Here is a 22,831-nt window from a genome sequence, read left to right as displayed (position 1 = left end):
TCTGAAATACTTTCATCTATTTTTAATTGAAATTAATAGAAATAGTGTTTTTTGTTAAGAAGTAGCAGCATTTAGTTTCGGGTAATGGGCCGAAGAGGAAATTTAATTATAACTGTAAAATTTTATGTAATAAAAGTGTGTTTTTTCAATAGGAATCTTGTAAATTAGTAGATGCTTTTATTTCACTTTTTTTTATACTTATGAAGTGGTTTATTATCGTATTCTTATTTAAATAGTGTTTGTATTGTCAACTAAATCAAAAATTATGCAGTTACGTAAACTTATCACATTGTGTTTTTGTGCTTCTATAGGATCTATTAGTGCACAAGTAAAAATGACAGAAGAAGCATGGGAACTCCCAACCTATAAGGTAGCACCCGGGGAAAAAGCACCGATTTTCTTTGCAAATGAAAGCTTTCAAGGTGCTCGCAGGGTTATTTATCCTTATGCTCTAAATGATGTTATTTCACATACTAAAGAGCTTCATAAATGGAAGCTTTTAAAGCTTGAAAATGAGTTTATTGAAATGGGTATTACGCCAGAAATAGGTGGTAAGATTTACTACGCTACCGATAAAACTAATAATTACAATTTTATATACAAGAATAACGAAGTCAAACCCGCAAATATTGGAATGACGGGTGCTTGGGTATCAGGTGGAATAGAATGGTGTGTATTGCATCATCATCGTGCTTCAACAATGCTCCCTATGGATTATTCTATGGCAGAAAATGAAGATGGTAGCAAAACTATTTTTATTGGAGAGACAGAACCGAGGCACCGAATGAGATGGACGGCTGCTGTAACTCTGAAACCTGGAAAGTCCTATTTTGAAGCGGAACTAACAATATACAATCCGACGCCTTATACCAATAGTTTTTTAAATTGGGCAAACGTGGCTACAAGCACCAATGAAAATTATCAGACTATTTTTCCGCCAAGTGTACAATTGGCAACCTTTCATGCCAAAAATCAATTTACACGATGGCCAATTTCTACTGAAATTTTTAGAGACCAAGATTTTACCAAAGGAGTAGATGTGAGCTGGTGGAAAAATGTAAAAGAAAACGCTTCCTTTTTTTCTTGGGATTTAAAGGAGGATTTTATGGGGGGTTACGACCATGGAAAACAGAGTGGAACCATACATGTGGGCGATCATAATATTATTAAAGGAGCCAAACTTTGGGAATGGGGTTCTGGTACTGTAGGGCAAGCTACAGAAGCTAGACTTACAGAAACCAGTGGCCCCTATGTAGAAATTATGGTAGGTGCTTTTTCTGATAATCAACCAGATTATACTTGGATAAGACCATATGAAACAAAAACCTGGAAACAATATTGGTATCCCGTGAGAGATATTGAGGGTTTTAAAAATGCAAATATAGATGCTGCAGTAAACCTAGAGCAAAGAGGCGAAAATAAATTTTTATTAGGGTATTATTCTACCCAAAAACTAGATAAAGCACGAATCATTTTAAAAAGCGGAAATAAAATTATCCTTCAAAAAGACGTGCAAATTTCGCCAGCAAAATCATTTAAGGAATTTATTACCATAAAAGACTTAAATAAGTTTACAGATCTTTCAACTGAATTGATTGATTTAGCAACTAATCAAACCATTATTAGCTATCAACCAAAAGAGTTAAAACCTATCGAAAAACTTCCAACACCAGTGGATAGACCCACTTCTCCAGAAGATATGACTTCGGTAGAAGAACTTTTTTTGGCAGGAAACCGCATGGAGCAATTTTATAAATCGCCGAGCGAATATTATAATGAAGTTTTAAAACGCGACCCATCTGATACTAGAACACATACCGCAATTGGTCATCAGTTGTTGAAAGATGGTGATTACAATGCTGCAAGAAAACATTTTTCAATAGCAATTAAACGTTTAACAAATGATTATACAAGGCCTTCCACAGGCGAAGCGCTTTATCTACAAGGCGTAACTTTAAAAGGTTTGGGACTTTATGAAGAAGCCATTGATACTCTTTATCGTGCAACTTGGGACTACGGCTATCATTCTGCGGGTTATTTTGAGTTGGCGCAAATATCTTGTTTAAAAGGCGATTTCAAAAAAGCCTTGTACGAAATAGGGGAGTCGCTTTCAACAAATACGAAGAACAACCAAGCATTTGCCCTAAAAGCATCCATTCAAAGGAAGTTGAAAGACTACAAAGGAGCACAGGCAACTGTAGATTTGATTTTAAAATCAGACCCACTTAATTTTAGACTAGTAAATGAATCCTATCTAATTGCAAAAGAATCAGGTCAATCTGATGCCGCAACAAAGGAATTAAAGTCGCTTACAACAAAGTTGAGAGACTTTAATGAAAATTATCTAGAGTTAGCCATTGGTTATCTTAATGAAGGTTTGATGTTGGAAGCACAAGATGTTTTAGTTCGATTTAAGGGCAAAAATCCAATTGTAAATTATTATTTAGGTTTTATAGAAGATTCGCTTGGCGAAAAAGCGAAAGCTAAAAAATATTTTAGCCTCGCACAATCTTTATCAGAATCTGGTATATTTCCATTTCGACTTGAAACGATAAAAATAATAAACAAAGCTTTGGAGTACAATCCCTCTGATGGTAAAGCCTACTATTACTTAGGAAATATTTTATATAATAAACAGCCGGATTTGGCTATTGCCAATTGGGAAAAAGCCATCAAATATGAGCCTAAATTGGCAATGGCATACCGTAATTTAGGCTGGGGTTATTATCGCCATTTAAATAACTTAGACAAGGCTATTATTTATTATGAAAAAGCCATAGCACTGGATAAAACTGATGCAATTGTTTATGCAGAACTCGATAAATTATATGAATTAAACAATTCAGCTATTGACAAAAGGTTAAAAATATTTGATGGTAATAGTGCCGTTGTTAGACAACGTGATGATGCATTTATAAGCCAAATTACAGTACTTACTTTAGCAGGCAAACCCGAACTTTCGGTAGAATATTTAAAGGGAAAAGAATTTAGTTTTAGAGAGGGTAACTCAATGGTTAGAGAAGTGATTATTGATGCACAACTTACTTTAGGAATGCAATTTTTCGATAAAAAGGAATACAAAAAAGCATTAGAACATTTTTTATTGGCACAAGTTCCTGAAGAAGAAGCAGGTAGCGCTAGGTCAGGCAATAGAAATTTGCAAATTAATTACGAAATTGGATTAGCGTATGAGGCATTGCAGGATAAAACTAATACTGAAAAATATTTTAAATTAGCCACATTATTAGATAAACCCGATGTTAGGAAAAAAAGTGCCTTAAGAGGGTTTATGAACTATTATCAAGGACTCAGCTTTCTAAAACTGGGTGATAAAAAGAAAGCAACTGAAATATTCAATAGTTTGGTTGAAACTGGTAATAAACAACTAGATCCAAACGCAGTAGATGATTCCAACTACTTTCAGATTTTTGGAGAACGCGAAAAAGAGAACGTAAAAAAATCTATTTCTTACACCATTAGAGGACTAGGTTATCGTGGACTAGGTAAATCTACTCTAGCGAAAGAGGATTTACAAAAAGCGGTTGAATTATTGGCTAGTAATTTATGGGCAAAAATAGAACTTGAAAAGTTGTAGTATTTAATAATTAAAATCATTCGAATGTCTATTGCAGAGTTTAAGATATCAGAACAAAAGCGACGCCATCAAAAGAATGGATGTTTATTGGAATAGAAAATAATTAATAGTAGGCTGATGGGTTTTTTCCATCAGCCTATTTTTAGGTATAATGATTGGATGAGTATTGTTTGGGTATTTGGAAACGTTTTGAGATAATCAGAAACTTTGCAGAGACGCTTTCAGCGAGACAAACTTTGGGGAATCGTAGTTGATTGATGGTATGTAATGGAAGTTTATATCACAGAAATATATTAGTAGATAATTGTTGTTTAGAAGCTAATTGATTCTAAAATAACGCTCCAAAAATTTTATTATCATTAAATAATGTGCTTACTTTGTAATAACATTAAATTGAGGGCTATGGAAACTGCAATAATCAAAATTGGAAATTCAAAAGGTTTACGTTTAAGTAAGACCATTTTAGATAAATACAATATTAAAGACAAAGTAGAAATCATCCTTGAGATGGGACGTATTATCATAAAGCCAATCGAAACACCACGACAGAACTGGGAAGCTGCATTTGAAAAAATGAGCAGAGAAGGTGATGATAAAATGTTAATAGACGATGTTTTTAATGATGAAAACTTCGAAGAATGGAATTAAAACAATATTCAATTGTTTTAATAAATCTGGATCCCACAGTGGGAAGTGAAATACAAAAAACCAGACCCTGTGTAATCGTTTCTCCAGATGAAATGAACAAATACTTAAATACTATTGTAATTGCTCCAATGACTTCAAGTTTGAAAGAGTATCCCACGAGAATCCCTGTTACGCACAACGAACAAAAAGGAATGATTGCAATAGACCAAATTAGAACAGTTGATAAAGTAAGGATTATAAAGTTAGTAGGAAAGTTGAATAAAACTGAAATAAAAAAAACGAAAGAAATTATTAAAGAAACTTTTGTGGATTGATTTAATGTACGACCAAAGTTCAAAATGTATCTTTTAACTTATAAACACAAAAAAGGCTGATAAAATCAAATTTTATCAACCTTTTTAAGTATTTAAAAGTGAAAATTAATTCACTACTTCAAACCCAATTTTCTTCAAATCATCAGAGTTGCGACCGATAAAAAGAGTAAACTTTCCGGGTTCGATGGTTTTTTTATAATCGATTCCTATGAATTCTAGTTTGTCGGGAGTGATGTTGAAAGTGGCCGTTTTGGTTTGACCAGGCTCTAAGTCCAAAATCGTGAAATCCTTTAGTTCTTTTAAAGGTCTGGTTACAGAACAAACTTCATCATGTAGGTACAGCTGCACAATCTCGCGACCTACAACTTTGCCAGTGTTGGTCACTTTGATAGTCGCTTGCAGGCTGCCATTTTTAGTCATTGTTGCACTGCTCAATTCAATATCCGAATAGTGGTAGGTGGTATAGCTGAGTCCGAAACCAAATGGGTACAGCGGTTTGTTTTGCACATCACGGTGTGTGGTAGAGTAGCGGTTGTTTTTTGGTCCTGATTCGAAAGAGTGACTTGTTTTTCGATAATTATAAAAAATAGGCACTTGCCCTTCGTGAAACGGAAAAGTCACAGGCAATTTCCCCGAAGGATTAAATTTTCCCGATAAAATTTCGGCAACAGCTTCACCGCCCATCGTTCCTGGCATCCACGCTTGTAATACAGCATTCGAATTTTGCGCAATTTGCGTCAACACATACGGACGTCCCGATACGATTACCGATACAATTGGTTTGTTGGTTTTGGCAATTTCAGCGATTAGTTTTTCTTGCGCACTAGGCAAATGCAACGAAGCCGTTCCGCCACCTTCGCCACTCATCCAGAATTCTTCGCCTAAGACCATAATTACCATATCGGCTTTTTTAGCCGTTTCTATGGCTTCGGGAATAAATTTTTCTCCCGCTACCTTGAAACTATCAATCTCACACCCTTGGGCGTATGTAAATTCGATTTTATCCCCAAATTCGGCTTTCAAACCATCGTAAATAGAAGTTACATCATCTGCATTCCCTTTGCATTCCCACCAACCTAGTAGGTCTCTTTTCGCTTTCGCAAAAGGGCCAATGATTGCTATTTTTTTGATAGCATTTGAAATCGGCAATACATTTTCGTTTTTCAACAAAACCATACTTTTTAAAGCAATATCTTTGGTTTCCGCTTTGTTTTGTGCCGATAACAGTTCGTTTTTCTCTCTTTCGGCATCAAAATAGGCATACGGATTATCAAACAATCCCGCTTTTTTCTTGAGCATCAAAACCTGACGTACCGCATTGTCTACTTGTGTCATAGTGATTTTACCTTCCTTGACTAATTTTGGAATCAAAGCGACATATTTATACGAACTCATGTCCATGTCAATTCCGTTTTTTAGAGCCATTGTTGTTGCAATTTCACCGTTTTCGGCAATTCCAGTGCTCACTAAGTTATTAATAGTCGCCCAATCGGTCATGACTAAACCTTTATAACCCATTTCGCCACGCAACACATCTTGCATCAAGAACGTATTGGCGGTCAAAGGAACACCATCATAGGCACTATAGGCACACATCAAACTAGCCACACCTGCATCAATTGCCGCTTGAAAAGAAGGTAAATAGGTCTCCCGTAATTCTCTTTCCGAAAAATCTTGAATATTATAATCACGTCCTGCTAACGAAGCGCCATAACCGGCAAAATGCTTCACGCAACCCAGTACATTTTGAAACGAATGCTGACCTGATTCTTGAAAACCTTTTACTCTTGCAAAAGAAGCTTTGCTACTCAAATATGGGTCTTCACCCGCAGTTTCGAGTATGCGTCCCCAGCGTGGATCTCTGGCCACATCAACCATGGGTGCATAGGTAAGGTGAATACCACTTGCAGAAGCTTCACGTGCCGCAACCGCTGCCGATTTTCGAATGGCTTCCATGTCCCAACTTGCGGCTTCGGCCAGTGGAATAGGAGCGATGGTTTTGTAACCGTGAATCACATCTTCTTGAAACAGAATCGGAATTCCGCTTTTGGATTCTTCGACCGCTATTTTTTGTAAACGTAAGTTTTGTGCGGTTCCGTTTGATTTTAAAATGCTTCCAATTTTTCCTTCTCGAATTTGTTTTAGTTGTACTTCAGTGGGAAGGTCTGGCATCGGAATCAAATTAAGTTGTCCTGCTTTTTCTTCAATCGTTAGTTTTTGAAGGATAGCTTCAATTTGTGGGTCTAAGATAGTTATGGATGACGTAGGAGTATCTGTTTTAGCTGATTTACAGCCAACAATCAAAATGGATAGTGTAATTAATCCGTAGGTTTTTAGTTGTTTTCTTAGTTGCATTTTCTTGGTTTTAATTTATCTGCAAGTTATCTTATATTTCTAATTTTTTGAACCTAATTAGGAATTGAAAGATAGTTTATTAAATACAATTTTTGTTCGCCTCAGCGGCTAAAAATGATACTGCGTAGCGCGTGGTTTGTTATTCTTTATTGAGCTATAACATAGAGATACTCAAAGTATTTCTACAATCTTGTCCTTTTGAAAGAATCTCAAGGAACGGTTTGGACAATTTCTTATTTGCAGTTGAAGACTTGCTACCGTTGTGTGTGCAAAGTCAGGAGACATTTGCACAGCGGTTTTAAGAGTATTTTGTTGTTGCGACTACACTTCGAAGAGCTAGGCTATAACACAGAGTTTCACAAAGGAAACACAGAGCTTCGCAAAGTATTTTAGCAGTTGGTCATTGCGAGGAACGAAGCAATCACGCAAAGTATTTCTGCAATCTTGTCATTCTGAAAGAATCTCAAGGAACGGTTTGGCCAATTTCTTATTTCCAGTTGATGACTTGCTACTGTTGTGTGTGCAAAGTCAGGAGACATTTGCTCAGCGGTTCTTAGAGCGTTTTGTTTTTGCGAGTACAGTTCGAAGAGCTGGGCTATAACACAGAGTTTCGCAAAGAATTTCTGCAGTATTGTCTTTGCGAGGAACGAAGCAATCACGCAAAGTTTTACCACAATATTGTCATTCTGAAAGAATCTCAAGGAATGTTTTTTAAGCTTTTACAATGACTTTTTGTATTGTGTTTTTTTTGTGGGCACAAGCGGGACACTTGCGCCAGCAGGTTTTTTTTTTATTTCCGAAATTAAATTCATAGTAAAATCATTGTCTTTCATTTTAGAAGCATAAAACTGTGGATTACTAATTATTTTTTTTAGTTCTGGAATGTTTAATTTTTGAGAGCAATAATATCCTTCCACTAACCTCAATCTTTGATAAGCATTGAATTTTTTCCTGATGATAACTTTATCTACAATATTCTGAAATGTAAGAGAATCTACAATTTTTACAGTTTCTATTATTCCGATAGCTTTCGCAATTGGTATAATCTTTTTAATGAAGCTCAATGTTGGTAGTTCATCAAGAATTTCTTCTCTGTAATTTCTCTTTACAACTCTTAATTCTTTTAATATTTCAATATCAGATTGTCTTATTTTTCCTTTTTCTTTTAGTCCGTTTAAAAGTTCTATAAACGAAAATTCGAAAATTCCAATTTCTGCATTTTTAAATACTAAATAATTCCTTAATCCAACATAAAGACTATCACAAAACCAAGCAAAACCTAAATCAGTCCTTGGAATAGTTTTAATAATATCAAAGTAATTCTCGCAATCTTTAATGTCTTCCTTGTAATTGTTTTTAGGTTTGAATTCGTTCAGAATTTCATCCAACCTATTTTTTATGTCAATAATTATTTTTGACTCGTTTTGTAAATGTTTGATGAATAAACTACCATTTTCAGCCAAGTATTTAAGCTTTGAATATGTGTAATAAGATATTGACCAATTATCATTACAGTATTCTTTTTTTAATTTCTCTAAAGTTTCAAAATCGTCAGCTACGATCAATAAATCTTTATCGCTATATTTATCAAAATCTGCTCTCAATGAGCTACCAAAAATTGCTACGCTATAATTTTTCATCGCACGAATTTGTTTATAATTATTGTCAATAATGCACTTAATAGAAAGAACCCAAATAGGCTTTGAGCTGTTAGCCAAACCATACCAAATTCCGTTGTTGCTTGAAATTGTGAATCCACTAGTTTAGTGGTGGAATCTAAAGTGTAATAAAAGGTAGAACTGTAATTTGGTAATTCTGGATTGAATGATTCTATTTTTAAGTCCTTCTGTTTAAGTCCATATTTAAGCCAATTATTATAATTGTTATAGAAAAAGAAACTAAATCCAAGCAAAAATACAATTAAGAAATTCGGAATTTTATAACCATAACCTGTAAAAAAGTACAAAAGCATGTTTGGCACAAACTTTTTTGTAAAAGTCCAATTTGTAATTCTTCTGCTATTTTTCTCTGGCTCAAATCTCTTTTGAATATAGTTTAATCCTTTCCATTTTCTAAAATGATAATCAGCTTGCTTTGTATGTTCAGGTTGTCCTTCATCTTTAGAATTATCAAGTATTTCTTGGAAAAAGGTCACGCAAACATTAGCATTTTTGACACAACCTTTAAAGTTTTGAATATTTGGGATTATATTTCTGAATGAATTTGGTTCGAGGTATGTTTTCTTTATTGATACTTTAAACATATTTACATACTTGAATAAGCAATCGTGAAATCTACACTTTTTAATTTTAGCGTGGTTAAACCTACAATTAATGAATTTGCAGTTTTGAAAAATGATATTCTCGAATGTTGTAAAAGCAAAACTACAGTTAGTGAATGTTTTGTTTTCAATTTTGTATTCAACTGATTTTTTTGGTATTAACTCGTTAGGCCAATAAACAAAATCTTTCAAGTCGTCAGAACTCTTTAACGAAGTATAGAATTCCTCTTGAGATTCAATTTTTCGATTAAAATGCTTTTCATCTAAATTCCAAAACTGTTTTATCAGGTGGATTCAATTAACAAATGCAACCTTATGCACATTGTTTAAGTTTTTGCTCAAAAATTTCATTTGGACTTTTAAAACCAAATCTTTTTCTGGGTCTGTTATTTAATTTATTTGTTACTCTTAAAACCTCTTCTTCTGTTATTAAATCAAAGTTATATTTTTTTGGAAAATATTGTCTTACTAAACCATTTAAATTTTCATTAGCACCTCTTTCCCAACTACAATATGGGTTGGCAAAGAAGTATGAGATTTCTAATATTTCAGATACTTTTTTATGGTTAGCGAACTCTTTCCCATTATCAGATGTAATGGTGTGCAAAATGGGCTTCCAATCCATTAATAATTCAATTAATTTCTCCTGAATTTCTTGTGATTCCTTACTGTTTATTTTAGCCATTTTAAGCACACCTGATGCTCTGTCATTTATTGTTAACAAAGCTCCTTTGTGATTTTTACCTATTACCAAATCAATTTCTAAATCCCCAATTCTTTGCTTTTCTTCTACAACCAACGGCCTGTTTTCAATACCAACTCTATCTTTAATAATACCTCTTGAGCCTTTTAAAGCCCCTCTTTTAGCATATCGCTTTCCTTTTGTGCGTAGGTGCTTATAATGTTGTCCGCCTTTCTTTTTGTCGCTCCAAATGAATTGATAAATTGTTTCAATCGAAACACATTCAAAGTTTTTATCACTGCAATATCCTACTATTTGTTCAGGACTGAAATCTTCTTCTAAAAGATGAATAACACGTGCTTTTATCTGTTCAGTAAAGCGTATTTTCTTAGCTTTTTCATGCTGTCGAATACTGGCCTTACTTTGGGCTAATTTAGCTTTATAAACATTATTTCTTTGATCGGAATTTCTGGATAGCTCTCTTGAAATTACAGATTTATCTCTACCTATAAACCCTCCAATTTTACTCATTGAAAATCCTTGTGAACGAAGTGTAGCAATTTCGTATCTTTGTTCAATCGTTAAATGTGACATCTTTTTTTTGTGCTTAGTAACCCAAAAATAAGAGAAATTTTTTTCGTAGCCTACTGATAAGTCTTGAAGATCTAGATCTTCAAGACTTATCAGTAGGCTTTATTTAAACAAATAAGGAGTGTTGCATTTATCACTTGAATCTAAGTCATTTTGCTCATTGTCTTTTTTTAAATGCCACGCAACTTTTATATAGGTCTAACAAAATCAGATTTAAGATACCCTATTTTGCTTGTATATGTCTGACAAATATCAGACATTATTTATTTTCAAATATATAAAATTTAACTTATAAAATATTAAAATGATTTTGTATTTATATGTCAATTTTGTAAATCATAATTATGAAAACAAAAACGCTGTAATTAGCCGCGGTCGTAGCAAGTATCCTTTTTTGTGCGCCTCAGCGATTCTTCTTCTTTATTGAGCTATAACACAGAGATACTCAAAGAAACACCGTGCTTCGCAAAGCATTTCCACAATCTTGTCCTTCTGGAAGAATCTCAAGGAACGGTTTGGACAATTTCTTATTTCTAGTTGAAGACTTGCTACTGTTGTGTGTGCAAAGTCAGGAGACATTTGCACAGCGGTTCTAAGAGGGTTTTGTTATTTCTAGAACAGTTCGCAGAGCGGGGGAGCGGGGTAGTAGTTGCTATTTTTTCGGAATCATTATTATTTCTTTATATGTGTCATTCATTTCTCCAAAATCAGGTAATTGCATTTTAAATTCTCGTGACATAAACCCTTTTTTTTGAATTATTACTTTTATAAAAGATGCTGAATAATATTTTGGAAAAGCAATTTCTAACTTTCCTTGGTAATCAGAATATGCAATTATTTTTAATGGATTAGGAATCGAATCAATACTTTCTATTTTAATTTTTGCACCACGCAAATATTTTTCAGATAATGAGACATCTCTTTTGTTATTATAGAATTGAAAATTAAAAAATCCTATTGTATCAGAAGGAATTTCTTTAATAGTTTTATCTGAATAAATTGAATCGGTTAATTTTTGAATGGCATTTTGTCTTTCTTTAGGTAATATACCCAATTTCAACAAGAATGTTAAATTTTTCAAGGATTTTCCTTTATTTCCGATGTCAATAGCTTTGATAAACAAATCAGATTCTAGCTTTTTATTCTCTAATTCAATATTTGCTCTACGATTTACTTCCGCAAGAATTACAGACAAAACTAATCCTCCAACAGAAACTAAAATTGTTATGTTATTCCAAATTGTTCTTTTTGGTAATTGTGAATTTTCGTTCATATTTATCATTTTTTTTGCAAGAACTGCCTACCTGTTTGTGTATGATTAGTTGCGTGCTTAAGCACGAAATTTAGTAAATAAAAACCGAATAGAAAAAACGCGGTAATTTTCGTATGTAGTCGAGGACCAAGTAATTAATTATAGACGATGTTGCCAGCAGTTTTTATTTCAGACTGCAATTATATAAATGTCATTATTGTATATTTCTATTTCAAAGTTTTCTCCTGTTTTACTATCAAACCATCTGTCATCTTTTATTTTAGTCATACGTTTATTTAGGGTTTCTTTTATATTATCCAAAAAATGTTCTGTATAATGAAGTCTTTGACAATACAAATACCCTTTACCTTTTTTATATTCAGGTTTTGCCTTTTGAAAATCAATAAAATCTGTATAAATTCCTATTGAATTAGGTGCTCCAATTAAAAGAGTTTTTACTTCGTCAAAATGTTCTTTAATTTCTAGAAAGTCTATTCTCTTTGTGTGCTCAATACTTTCTTTTATTCTATCTCCTTTATTGTCGATTTTCAGATAATATCGGTATGTTTCCGAGTTTCGGTCAAGCAAGGAAATTAATTCTTGGAATGATTTGAAGTATTTATTGAATTCTTCTTTATTCTCTTTGTCTGCATTGACCATTTTATGCAGTTTATTATAGCCACATTTAAATTCCTCCGCTAAATTTTTTAAGTCGTGACTTTTTGTTAATAAAGTCCAATTTTCAAATTTTGATAAATGTTTAGATTCGTGATACTTTTTGAAATATTTAATATTCTCTTTAAGTCCTAATTCTATTGCGTGTGATAAAGTGAATAACGTTGGTAATGAAATTTCATCAAATCTTCTTTTCGTTTTAGGATACTCCTCAAAAATAAAATCAAATAAGCGTTCATATTGTCCCCAAATTTGTATATCTCCAATTGTATAACCAACCCAAGCAATATACTTATCTCGTTCTATTCTGTTCATTTTTAGGATTTTGTTCAAATTACTGGTAACGTTTCGCCACTTTAAGATGGCTAGAAGTTCGAAACCGCTTAATTCTCGGCATAACGAAAACTTGGTACGAAACGTTAATTCCACTAAATTCCAGCTAGGTCAAAATGGCGGTTATGCCAAGTTATTTTATCCATATTTTATAATCAATTACTGGAAATATTCTTCTCATATTTATTAAAGCAATCAGCATCCCAACTGGTGTTAGATTTACAATTCGTAGTTGCTTTTCCTCATAAATCTGCGCCAACTTTGCTAATGAAGGTGAGTTCTCTTCAATATCACTTTTAACTTGATCAGCATTAATGTCTTTGTATAAAGTTTGATATTGTTCTTTTATTGAATCATAAGGATTTATCCCTTGAAATTGGTTAAGGGATAATACACCGAGTGAACTCATGTAATTTAAATGAGAAAACAAATTCTCTGGAATTTCTTGTACCATACTGTGAACAACTGCATTATTCTTTTCAGCAAAAGATATATTTGGTATTCCTCCAAAACCGCTGTGTATTAGATAATGTACAAGAGTTAATATCTTAATTTGAACAGAAGTTAATTTTGGTATTGTTTCCAATGCTTGTTCTGAAACAATATTTAATATTTCAGTATTGTCTTTCCCCAGTGATGCAACCAAAGTTTCTGATAATAACCCTAAATCAATTGTTTTTCCTTTTCTTGCTGCATGATTTATGGAACTGTTTAATAAATATTGTGTATTTGGCTCTTTAAACTTATTGAAATCAATTTCTTCTATACGTCTCTTTATTGCTTCATCTAGTCGTTTATCATATTCTTCAAAATTTCCTTGAGCTTGATTTTGAGCTTCTTTTAATAATTCAGGAAAATTTTGCTTGAATAAATCATAAACGATTTCCTTAACATCTTTATAAGAAATTCCGATACTTACATTTCCTCCCGCTTGTATGGCTGTGCTACCTTCTTTCGCTTCCAGTTTTTGTTTTTCAAACATAACTCTAATCCTTTTTGGTATTGATATTCACATCTCCATTCGCCTGTATACCAGTCGAATTATCACTAATTTTCTGTTTTTGATTAACAGAAGTGTTTGCCGTTTTTCTGTAAAAGAAAAAACCCAAAATAAAAACACCTATACCAGAAAAGATCCATTCTTTTTCTTCTATTAAATAATTAATTATTGTATCCATATTCTTTTTTTATATAATTTGGCATAACTAGTATATAGGGTTGACAAAATCAGACTTCAATAACCAAAATTGGTTTTATAAGTCTGAAAAAGGTCACTTATAATTTATTTTCAAATGTATAAAATTTAACTTATAAAATATTAAAATTATTTTCTATTAGTAAGTCAAATTTGCAAATCGCAATTATGAAAACAAAAACGTCATAACTAGCCCCGATAGCAGTGAAAATCCTCTTGTATGGCGATAGCAAATACAAGAGATTGTAACGAATAGCGGGAGCAGACGTCATTATGAAAACAAATTCTTCTGCTCCTACTAATTAAGGTGAAATCCAGTTGATTTCGTCGGATAATTTTCCGGCTTTGACTTCTATTTTGTTATTTCCTTTTTGGTGTTCTATGTTTTTGAATTCGATGATTCGAATATCGGATATCAGTTTTTGTGTTTCGATTTTTTTACCGTTTAGGTAAAGCGTCGCTGCTGGTTGATTGGTGTAGATTTTTACGGTTGTAGGATTGCTATGGTCGTTGGTATTTCTGCGTTCGGCAATGTAGAGCTGCGGTTCGCTGTTCCAATTGGTTTTGTAGAAATAAAAGGCATCCTTTTTTGTGCTGCGGTCATAGGTGATTAGGCCTTTGTGATTGCGATTGGCAACGCCGCCACGGTTCCAACCCGCTACCGAAAAGTCGAACATATTCCAGACAAAGGATCCCCAAACAAAAGGGCGGTCTTTGATGATTTCCCAAGTGATTTCGTGACCGTGGGTTTGGTCTATTTCAGGAAAATGGATTCCGAATGGTTTGTTGTTTATGGTTTCATCCTGATCTTTGATGTTGGCTCCAGATCCATATTCACTTATACCTAGGGGAATGGTTGGGTTTTGGGTATGCGCTTCGTCGAGCCATTTTGCAAAATCGCCATACTTGCCACCGTACCAACCAAAATACTTGTTCCAAGCCTGTAGGTCGGTGATGTTTTCCATGTTTCCGGTGATTCCGCGGTCACTGGCAGAAGCTGTTAAGCGGTTTGGGTCCAATTTATGAGCCAACTTTTTGAGGTCTTCAACAAGTAACACACAAGGCTCGTTTTTGCTTTTGTGAGCACGAACCTCGTTCCACAATCCCCAAGTAAAAATGCTGGGATGGTTGTAGTTTTGGAGAATTAATTCGGTTAACTGTTGCTTGGCGTTTCCATCTTCACGGCTGCTGTAATCGTGTACAAACGGAATTTCGGTCCAGACCAAAATTCCTTTTTCATCGGCCAATTCGTAGGTAAGGTCAGAGTGCTGGTAGTGCGATAAACGTAAACCCGTTGCGCCAATTTCGTCTACCAAGTCCATGTCTTGCTGGTGTTGTTGGTCTGAAAGTGCAGGGCCATTTTGTTCCCATTCTTGGTGCATTGCCACGCCATATAAACGATACGGTTCGTTGTTTAAGTGAAAGCCAGTATCGGCGTTTGCGGACACGGTTTTGATTCCGAAAGATTGATTTATTTTATCGGTCTCATTATTAGAGGTTACACTAATTTCGGCATGGTAGCGGTGTGGATTTTGTCGTCCATTCCATAAAATAGGCTTTTTGATTTGAAAGTTTTCGCTAAGTATAGTATCTTTTTTGAAACTAGAAATAGTGCGTTTTTCTTGCGCGACTACCTTGTTTTTGGCATCCAAAATAGTGTAGTTGATGGTACTATTTTGACCTGGTGTGGATGTGGATAAATGGGTACGAATTTGAATAGTAGCCAAATCTTTTTGAAGTTCTTTGAGTTCGACAAAAACTCCCGAAGAGGCGTAATAATTGGGGTCTATATTTGTTTTCGGGGTAGAGAATACTTGTACGGGACGGTAAATTCCGCCATAGAGATTGAATAATTTATCTACGGTTGGAATGACTTTAAAATCGGGTTCGTTGGTTACTTTTACCGCCAATAAATTGGGTTTGTTTGCTTGAGCAAGATCTGTAATTTCATAACAAAAAGCGCTGTAACCACCTTTGTGTTCGCCAATTTTCTTTTCGTTAAAATACAATTCTGCTTGTTGTCCTACGCCTTCAAATCGAATGAAAATACGCTGCCCATCCATTGATTGCGGAATGGTTACAGGAGTGCGGTACCAAGATTCGCCACGGTAATACCCAATTGCATTGATGGCATCCATGGAGTAGGTGTGTGGTACTTTTACGGCTTGCCAATTTTGTATGTCAAAACTGTTTTTTTGTGCGTTGAAATTGATTCCTTTGGCATAAATCCAATCGGTTAGGTTGATGTGGTTGCGTTCTTTTACAAAAGGAACTTGCGCTTGCATTGCCAAGCTGATAAGTCCTGTTGTTATTGCGATTTTTAGTTTCATTTTTTGGTTCTATTTTTTGATGTAATTAATATTGTATGTAAAACGGCTACAAATTACGTAATTGTTTTTAGATTTATGATTTTGTAAATAAGTTTATTGTTTCTTTTGTCTCAATTATGCTTTTTTCGTTAAAATAAAAAGTACAGTCAATTTTATCTTCTGTGCTTTTTTGAATGATTTTTTTGGTGTGTAATTATTTCTCTTTCGCTACATAAAAACCACTTCCATAAGTAGAAAGATAGTATTTGTTTGGGGTGAAATAGTCAATGGCAATATCATTGATACGGTCGGATTGTCCATTGCCTTTGTTGATTTTACTCCACGTTTTCCCTCCATCTTTGGATAGAAAAGCTCCTGGATTGATTAAATTTACTTTTGCGTTAGCAAGGGTATTAATTAATATAATATTTGGATTATAAGGTGCTACTTCGACACGATTAACCCAAGGATAATCAAATATTTTTCTCCAAGATTTCATTTGGTCACTGCTTACCCAAAGACCGCCATCGTTTTCATTTGCATTTTTATATCCAGATGTGATGTACACTTTTCCGTCTTTGGCAAAATGAATATCGTTAATTCCAAATTTGCCCGCAATTTCGATAGTGGAAGGAACAACAGACCAATTGGCTCCGTTATTGGTCGAAAAATAAAGTCCGCCTTTGTCATTTTGTATACAAGTGAATAAGGTGTTCGGGTTGCTTGGGTCAAATTTAATCGTTGTCGTGTCTAGTGAAGCAGGCAAACCAGCGTTTGGTTCTGTCCATGTTTTTCCGCCATCAATTGATTTATGGATTCCAAAACCTGTTTCGCTATCGCCCACATATTCCATGTTTTTGGCTGCTTTGGGTACGCAAAAGTACATAGTGTCTGGATTGTTTGGATCAATTATCAAACTCAATTGATGTACCGATTGGTCGCCAGAATGCGCTTTTACTTCCCAAGCAGGAATAGGTGTTCCATGTTTTACCCAAGTTTCGCCACTATCAGTAGAGCGGTACAACTCGCCACGGCCTTTTTGTCTAAAAAACAAAGCAAAGTGAATTTTGGGGTCTTTAGGGTGAATGGCATAACAACTCACCGATATTTCATCGTCTAGTAATCGTTTGCAAGTCGCTGCTTGAGCACCTGGACGTTCTGGACTTGTTTCATTATTAGTAATCCACAAACTGTTTTCGCCCGCAGAACAATACACTTTGTTTGGCGTTAAGTAGCTTTGGTAAAAGCCATGTCCGGGTAAGTTGCTGTTTCCTGCTCCTATATAACTCTCGGTACCTGCAGTCGTTTGCACATCGTCAATATCTACCCAAGTATCTCCTTTGTCGTAGGACATCAAAGATATTTTTGCCATTTGTGCGTGCAAGACTGTTCCATCGGCATTGAAAATTCCGAAATTGGTCGATTTACGGTCATAATCATCTCGGTTTTCCCATTGGTGCAGGTACTTTAATTTAACATTACTACCAGTAGGATTCCCACGGTCTGCCCAGTATTTTACGTCTGGACCTGAACTCCAATTTTTTCCATTTCGAAAAGTAACATACCAATTTTTCCCTCCATCTTTGGACCTCCACATACAGCCGGGCATAAAATTATTTCGAGCCATATTCGAAAACATATTTACCAAATAAACATTGTTGGCATCATTTGGGTCTACCTGAATTTGGCAGAAATTATGCGTAATTTTTGAGGGCATTTCTGGATATGATTTTTTAGCTTTTTCTATAGAAATACCAAAGAAATACGCCACCGCATTGTAGTAGGTTTGAAGTACCGATTTGTTGTTTTTGAATTGCTTTAAGTCCAATGCAAGGTTACCATCAACGTTGGTCCAGCTTTCGCCACGATCTGTACTCTTAAAAATTCCGCCAGATTGGTCAGTAACGGTATTTCCATCGGCTTTCCAAACGCGATTGCTAAGTACATACATCGTGAGTTTGTCTGTTTTTGGGTCGTATTGTGAGCTGACACTTCGCAAAACGGCATTATCAATTTCTTTTGATTTAAGTTCCCAGTTTTTACCGGCATCGCTACTTTTATAAAAGCCGCTGCTGGTTGTTGCATAGAGGATATTGGAGTTTTTTGGGTCTACTGCCACTGTTTCTACCTCTGTATTTGGCTGAAGACCATTGGTGATTAAATCCCAACTTTTCCCTTTGTTGGTACTTTTCCAGATTTTTGCTAGACTGTTTTTGTCAATTAGGTTGCCTCGAGGATTTTCTTGGCTAAATAATATGCGACCCGTGTTTCGTAATTGTCCTGCACCCAGATACCAAATATTTTCGTTTTTTGGATCCACGGCAACGCAAGCCAAAAACGCTTTTGCGAAGGTATCAACCGTTGTTTGTTGTTTTCGCCATGACTTTCCTTTGTCATTGGTGTAGAAGATACCATTATTTTTTAAATCGGTACAAAAACCAAAATTAGGATTCTGACGTGAAAAATCGATACTTCCTAGTTCTTGAGGACCTCTTTCTCCCGATTTTATTCCAGGACCATCTTCGTCCAAAATGGTTTCATAGGTAAAACCTTTGTTGGTTGTTCTATAAGTATTGCCCATATTCGGCGAAATATAGAGCACGTTGGAATCGGTAGGATGCCACATCGCCGATTTATTATTTCCGCTCATTCCAGGACCAAATTGTTGCCAAATGATATCGGTATCTGAGACGATATTTTTCTTTTTTAAATCACTAAAATTGATAGGATTTTTTGCTTTTATCGAAGGATAATTCTCTTGGCTTTGTGCCCAAAAAGGGAGTAATGCAAAAGTTACAGTTAGGCTAATTAATAATGTTTTCATAGTTAAGCGTGGATAGAAATTGATAGTTCAAAAATAGCTTTTTTTGTTACAGTTGTAGTGCTTCATATGGTTTTATATAAGCAACAACAATTAGAATAGCTTTTTTATTATTGGTTTAATTCGTACCAAATAATAGCATTGAGGAGCGGTTTTTCTCTTTAAATAGAGGTAATAACACATTTATGATAGTTAGAAAACCATTTGTAAAATGGTACCCGAAAGAAATAGTTTATTTTTGAATAAAGGGCATTGTTTGAAAATAGGTTCACAAAGCCAAATACTAGTACGTTTTTTAAAATGTAATTAGCGTATTTTTTATAGCATTTTTAGGATTTAATAGTAACCAAATTAGCAATAATTCACACAAAGAATAGTAATGAAAAAGAGTTTTTTACTAGTTATTTTTTTCTTATTTGCTTTCGAGATGAGTTCGATGGAGTTTCAAAATTTGACAACTCTAAACGGACTTTCTCAGAATGATGTTAATTGTATTTTTCAAGATAGTAGAGGTTTTATTTGGATTGGTACCAATGACGGTTTGAACCGATATGACGGCTACGATTTTAAAATTTTCAGAAAAAAACCACGACAGCAAGATGGCTTAGTGAGCAATATTATTTATTCCATCACCGAGGATAGAGATGGCAATATTTGGGTGGGAACTAATGACAACGGAATAAGCAAATACAATATCACCAAGAATACATTTACCTCTTTCAATAATACCGAAGCACACCCCAAAGTGATTTCCACCAACCGCAAAAACAAGCTGATTTCTGATAGAAATGGTTCTGTTTGGGCATTGTCTGAGCAAAGTATTGTTATTATAAAAAAGGACAATAGCATTGTTAAGCTTTCAAAAGAACGATTGGGAATTACTTCCAATGGCAATTCAGATTTTAGTTTTCTTTCCATTTTTGAAGATTCGAAAGGAGCGATTTGGATTGGAACCTCGAATGGTATTTTGAAAGTTAATCCTAAAAATTACCAAGTTACAAAGCGCTATGCTTCATTTGGTTCTGTAGGTGCTATTTCAGAAAGGAACAGTAATTTGTTTTTTTTGAATAATCAAGGACTTCAAATGTTTAATGAAAAAGAACGTAAAATCACCACAATTACAGCAATAAAAAATGCTAGAAAATTTCTAATCGACCAACAAAACAATATTTGGATGTCAAAATATGACACTGGTATTTATTGGTATGAATTTCTAAATAAAAGTAGGCTGCAGACTGACTCATTTCATACAAATAACGGCAGTCATAAAATTGAGGATTTTAATAATTACATGGTTTCTTCTTTCTTAAAAGATGCTTCGGGCTTAGTTTGGATTGGAACAAGTGGAGGAGGCGTTTTTGTTTACAATCCCAAAGGTTCGTTTTTTAAGCACTATAAATCGACGGCAACTAAGGGCAGTATTTCTCATAATACGGTGCGTGCCATACAAGAAGACGATTATCAGAATTTATGGATTGGAACAGAAAATGGAGGTTTGAATTTTTTATCTGCTAAAAATAAGGGGAACTATAATTCGGGTTTTAGCTCTGTTTTGCCAAGTCATACTATTGTCAATGCCATTTCTTTCGATAAAAAAAACAGCGAAGTCTGGGTAGGTTCTCCCGGTGGATTAACGGTTTTTAGCTCGAAAACAGGAAAAGAGATTTCTAAATATAAAAGTAGTTTGTCAGGAATCGTTTCTGTTTTTTCGATAGCAGTTGATCGAGAAGGTTTTGTGTGGGTTGGGACTTATGGTTACGGCTTATGGCGCTTAAAATTAGAAAAAAACGGCAACTTCAGCCGGACTCAATTTCTTGTACAAGAAAATAATAAAGGGTTGTTTTCGAATATCATCAGAAGCTTATTTCAAGATAGTAAAGGGAATTTGTGGGTTGGTACTCCCGAGGGATTAAATAAAATAGACGCAGCTTCTAAAAACACGAATAACCCAATTTTTACTGGTTTTAAAAATAGTGTAACCGATAATCGAAGTATCAGCAACAATTATATTTTACCCATTTTTGAATCATCAAAAGGAACTATTTGGGTGGGAACTTTGGGCGGTGGACTGAATAAATTGTGCTTTTCTAAGAATGGTACTGCTTATTTCGAAACCATTTCAACAGCTCAAGGTTTGCCGAATGACGTGATTAAAGGAATATTAGAAGACGAAAAAGGTGCTTTATGGATTTCTAGCAACAAGGGAATTAGCTGCTATAATCCGATGACAAAAGCAATTCGGAATTTTAGTGTTTCCGAGGGATTGCAAGATTTTGAATTTAAAGATTTGTCTTGTTTTAAACGAAAAAATGGCGAAATGCTGTTTGGAGGTGTTAATGGTTTCAATTCCTTTTTTCCAAGTAAATTAAAAATAGATACAACCGCGAATAAGGTGGTTTTTACGAGCCTCGAAATCTTGAACCAAGCTGTTGATGTAGGCGAAAAATTAGACGGTAACGTTATTTTGGAAAACTCCATAAATACTACTGAAAAATTGGTATTAGCCTATCAAGAAAATAGTTTCACCATACATTTTTCGGGTTTGCATTTTGCTTCACCGCTCAAAAATCAATACAAATACAAACTAGAGGGTTTTGATAAGAATTGGGTTTCGGCAACATCTGAAGCTCGATTTGCAAAATACACCAATTTGAGCCCGGGAACTTATACTTTGAAAGTAAAAGCCTCCAACAGTGATGGCTATTGGAACGAGCAAGCCAAAACGATTGTAATCTACGTGAAATCTCCTTGGTGGTTTTCTAGTTTTGCCATCGTTTGTTATGCATTTCTATTCTTGCTAGCGCTTTGGTTTTTCAGACGTTTTACGATTATTGGCGTACAGCGCAAAAGTAAATTGGAAATGGAGAGTTTTGAAAAAGAAAAAATTCAAAAGTTATCCCAATTGAAATTGCAGTTTTTCACCAATATTTCACATGAATTTAGAACGCCTTTAACCTTGATAATTGGTCCTATTTCAAAATTATTGAAAGATAAAGAGGCGATGTCATTGGAAAAAGTACAAGAAAACTATCAGATTATCAATCGAAATGCCAATCAATTGCTGCGTTTAATTAACCAGCTAATGGATTTTAGAAAATTAGAACAAGGAAAAATAAGTGTAAAAGCCAGTGAAGGTAATCTTGTTGGGTTTGTTCGAAAAATAATGCATTCGTTCCAGTTTATTGCCGACCAAAAAGAAATTGAATTGCAATTAAAGTCCAAAGAAACCAATCTGTCTGTTTGGTTTGATGAAGATAAATTAGAAAAAGTGTTCTTGAATTTATTGTCAAATGCTTTTAAATTCACGCCTAGAAACGGAAAAGTAACAATTGAAATTGTAGATGAAAAAGATTCTGTTTCAGTAATTGTCAAGGATAACGGCATTGGAATTTCGCAAGATAAGCTCGAATTTATTTTTAATCCGTTTTATCAGGTAGAAAAAATTGCTGATGAAGTACAAGGAAGCGGAATCGGTTTATCCTTTTCGAAAGAATTGGTCGAAATGCATCACGGTAGGATTTCAATTTTGAGTAAGCCAAATAAAGGAACAAAGTTGAAAGTTACGTTGTTGAAAGGGCGCTATCATTTTGATGAAAATGAAGTAGCAGTCAATCAGGATTATTCGGAATATGAAGTGGAGGAAACTCCTAATTTCGAAAAAAATCCAACAGTAGTGCAATTAAAAGAAGTAGAAGAACAAAAGCTTTTATCCTTGTTAATTGTCGAAGACAATATTGAATTGAGAAAATTTGTAGTGAATAATTTTGCTGAATTCTAAAC

At 34.4% G+C, this 22,831-nt stretch carries 14 protein-coding genes and 1 pseudogene; 4 read left to right on the top strand and 11 right to left on the bottom strand.

The genetic code is table 11. The annotated features are described in order from the left end of the window. Nucleotides 1-265 precede the first annotated feature (265 nt). The 3 genes from FFWV33_RS15225 to FFWV33_RS15215 all read left to right on the top strand — a co-directional run bounded on the left by FFWV33_RS15225 (nt 266) and on the right by FFWV33_RS15215 (nt 4,557). Nucleotides 266-3,595, top strand: a complete 3,330-nt coding sequence (locus FFWV33_RS15225) for a tetratricopeptide repeat protein (protein ID WP_108741701.1) — start codon at nt 266-268, stop codon at nt 3,593-3,595. A gap of 402 nt (nt 3,596-3,997) precedes the next feature. After that, nucleotides 3,998-4,243, top strand: coding sequence for an AbrB/MazE/SpoVT family DNA-binding domain-containing protein (locus FFWV33_RS15220; protein WP_108741700.1), 246 nt, complete (start codon nt 3,998-4,000; stop codon nt 4,241-4,243). Further along, nucleotides 4,234-4,557, top strand: coding sequence for a type II toxin-antitoxin system PemK/MazF family toxin (locus FFWV33_RS15215; RefSeq protein ID WP_108741699.1), 324 nt, complete (start codon nt 4,234-4,236; stop codon nt 4,555-4,557). The genes FFWV33_RS15220 and FFWV33_RS15215 overlap by 10 nt, the downstream gene beginning before the upstream one ends. Before the next feature lie 105 nt (nt 4,558-4,662). Here the strand turns inward: FFWV33_RS15215 and bglX are convergent, their stop codons facing one another. The 11 genes and pseudogenes from bglX to FFWV33_RS15160 form a co-directional block, all read right to left on the bottom strand. Further along, nucleotides 4,663-6,912, bottom strand: a complete 2,250-nt coding sequence (bglX, locus tag FFWV33_RS15210; protein WP_108741698.1) for a beta-glucosidase BglX — start codon at nt 6,910-6,912, stop codon at nt 4,663-4,665. 719 nt (nt 6,913-7,631) lie between these two features. Continuing rightward, a complete protein-coding gene (locus FFWV33_RS15200; RefSeq protein ID WP_108741696.1) occupies nt 7,632-8,552 on the bottom strand; it encodes a nucleotidyltransferase domain-containing protein in 921 nt (306 codons plus the stop codon). After that, nucleotides 8,549-9,175, bottom strand: a complete 627-nt coding sequence (locus tag FFWV33_RS15195; RefSeq protein WP_245891533.1) for a hypothetical protein — start codon at nt 9,173-9,175, stop codon at nt 8,549-8,551. The genes FFWV33_RS15200 and FFWV33_RS15195 overlap by 4 nt, the downstream gene beginning before the upstream one ends. A 75-nt stretch (nt 9,176-9,250) precedes the next feature. Continuing rightward, nucleotides 9,251-9,385 (bottom strand): annotated as a pseudogene (locus FFWV33_RS19775) (hypothetical protein); the annotation flags it as partial. A gap of 121 nt (nt 9,386-9,506) precedes the next feature. Beyond that, nucleotides 9,507-10,469, bottom strand: coding sequence for an IS30 family transposase (locus FFWV33_RS15190; protein WP_108739654.1), 963 nt, complete (start codon nt 10,467-10,469; stop codon nt 9,507-9,509). 649 nt (nt 10,470-11,118) lie between these two features. Continuing rightward, nucleotides 11,119-11,739 carry a hypothetical protein gene (locus FFWV33_RS15185; RefSeq protein WP_108741694.1) on the bottom strand — a complete coding sequence of 207 codons (621 nt, stop codon included), beginning with the start codon at nt 11,737-11,739 and terminating at the stop codon, nt 11,119-11,121. 168 nt (nt 11,740-11,907) lie between these two features. Continuing rightward, nucleotides 11,908-12,708: a glutathione S-transferase family protein gene (locus FFWV33_RS15180; RefSeq protein ID WP_159086043.1), complete on the bottom strand. Its 801-nt coding sequence runs from the start codon at nt 12,706-12,708 to the stop codon at nt 11,908-11,910. 151 nt (nt 12,709-12,859) lie between these two features. After that, entirely contained in the window at nt 12,860-13,708 is an 849-nt protein-coding gene (locus FFWV33_RS15175) for an LPO_1073/Vpar_1526 family protein (protein ID WP_108741692.1), read from the bottom strand. A gap of 4 nt (nt 13,709-13,712) precedes the next feature. Then, nucleotides 13,713-13,904 (bottom strand): hypothetical protein, encoded by a 192-nt coding sequence (locus FFWV33_RS15170; RefSeq protein WP_108741691.1) that lies wholly within the window; start codon nt 13,902-13,904, stop codon nt 13,713-13,715. A 319-nt stretch (nt 13,905-14,223) separates the two neighbouring features. Continuing rightward, nucleotides 14,224-16,251: a glycoside hydrolase family 2 protein gene (locus FFWV33_RS15165; protein WP_108741690.1), complete on the bottom strand. Its 2,028-nt coding sequence runs from the start codon at nt 16,249-16,251 to the stop codon at nt 14,224-14,226. Between the two features lie 193 nt (nt 16,252-16,444). Further along, nucleotides 16,445-19,054 (bottom strand): hypothetical protein, encoded by a 2,610-nt coding sequence (locus tag FFWV33_RS15160; protein WP_108741689.1) that lies wholly within the window; start codon nt 19,052-19,054, stop codon nt 16,445-16,447. 376 nt (nt 19,055-19,430) lie between these two features. Between FFWV33_RS15160 and FFWV33_RS15155 the strand changes: the two genes are divergently transcribed. Next, on the top strand, nt 19,431-22,829 hold the full coding sequence (locus FFWV33_RS15155) for a ligand-binding sensor domain-containing protein (protein WP_108741688.1): 3,399 nt from the start codon (nt 19,431-19,433) through the stop codon (nt 22,827-22,829). Nucleotides 22,830-22,831 lie beyond the last annotated feature (2 nt).

Source organism: Flavobacterium faecale, from assembly GCF_003076455.1.
Classification (GTDB): Bacteria; Bacteroidota; Bacteroidia; order Flavobacteriales; family Flavobacteriaceae; genus Flavobacterium; species Flavobacterium faecale.
The sequence above is the reverse complement of the archived record's forward strand: the minus strand, read 5'-3'. Positions and strand labels throughout refer to the sequence as shown.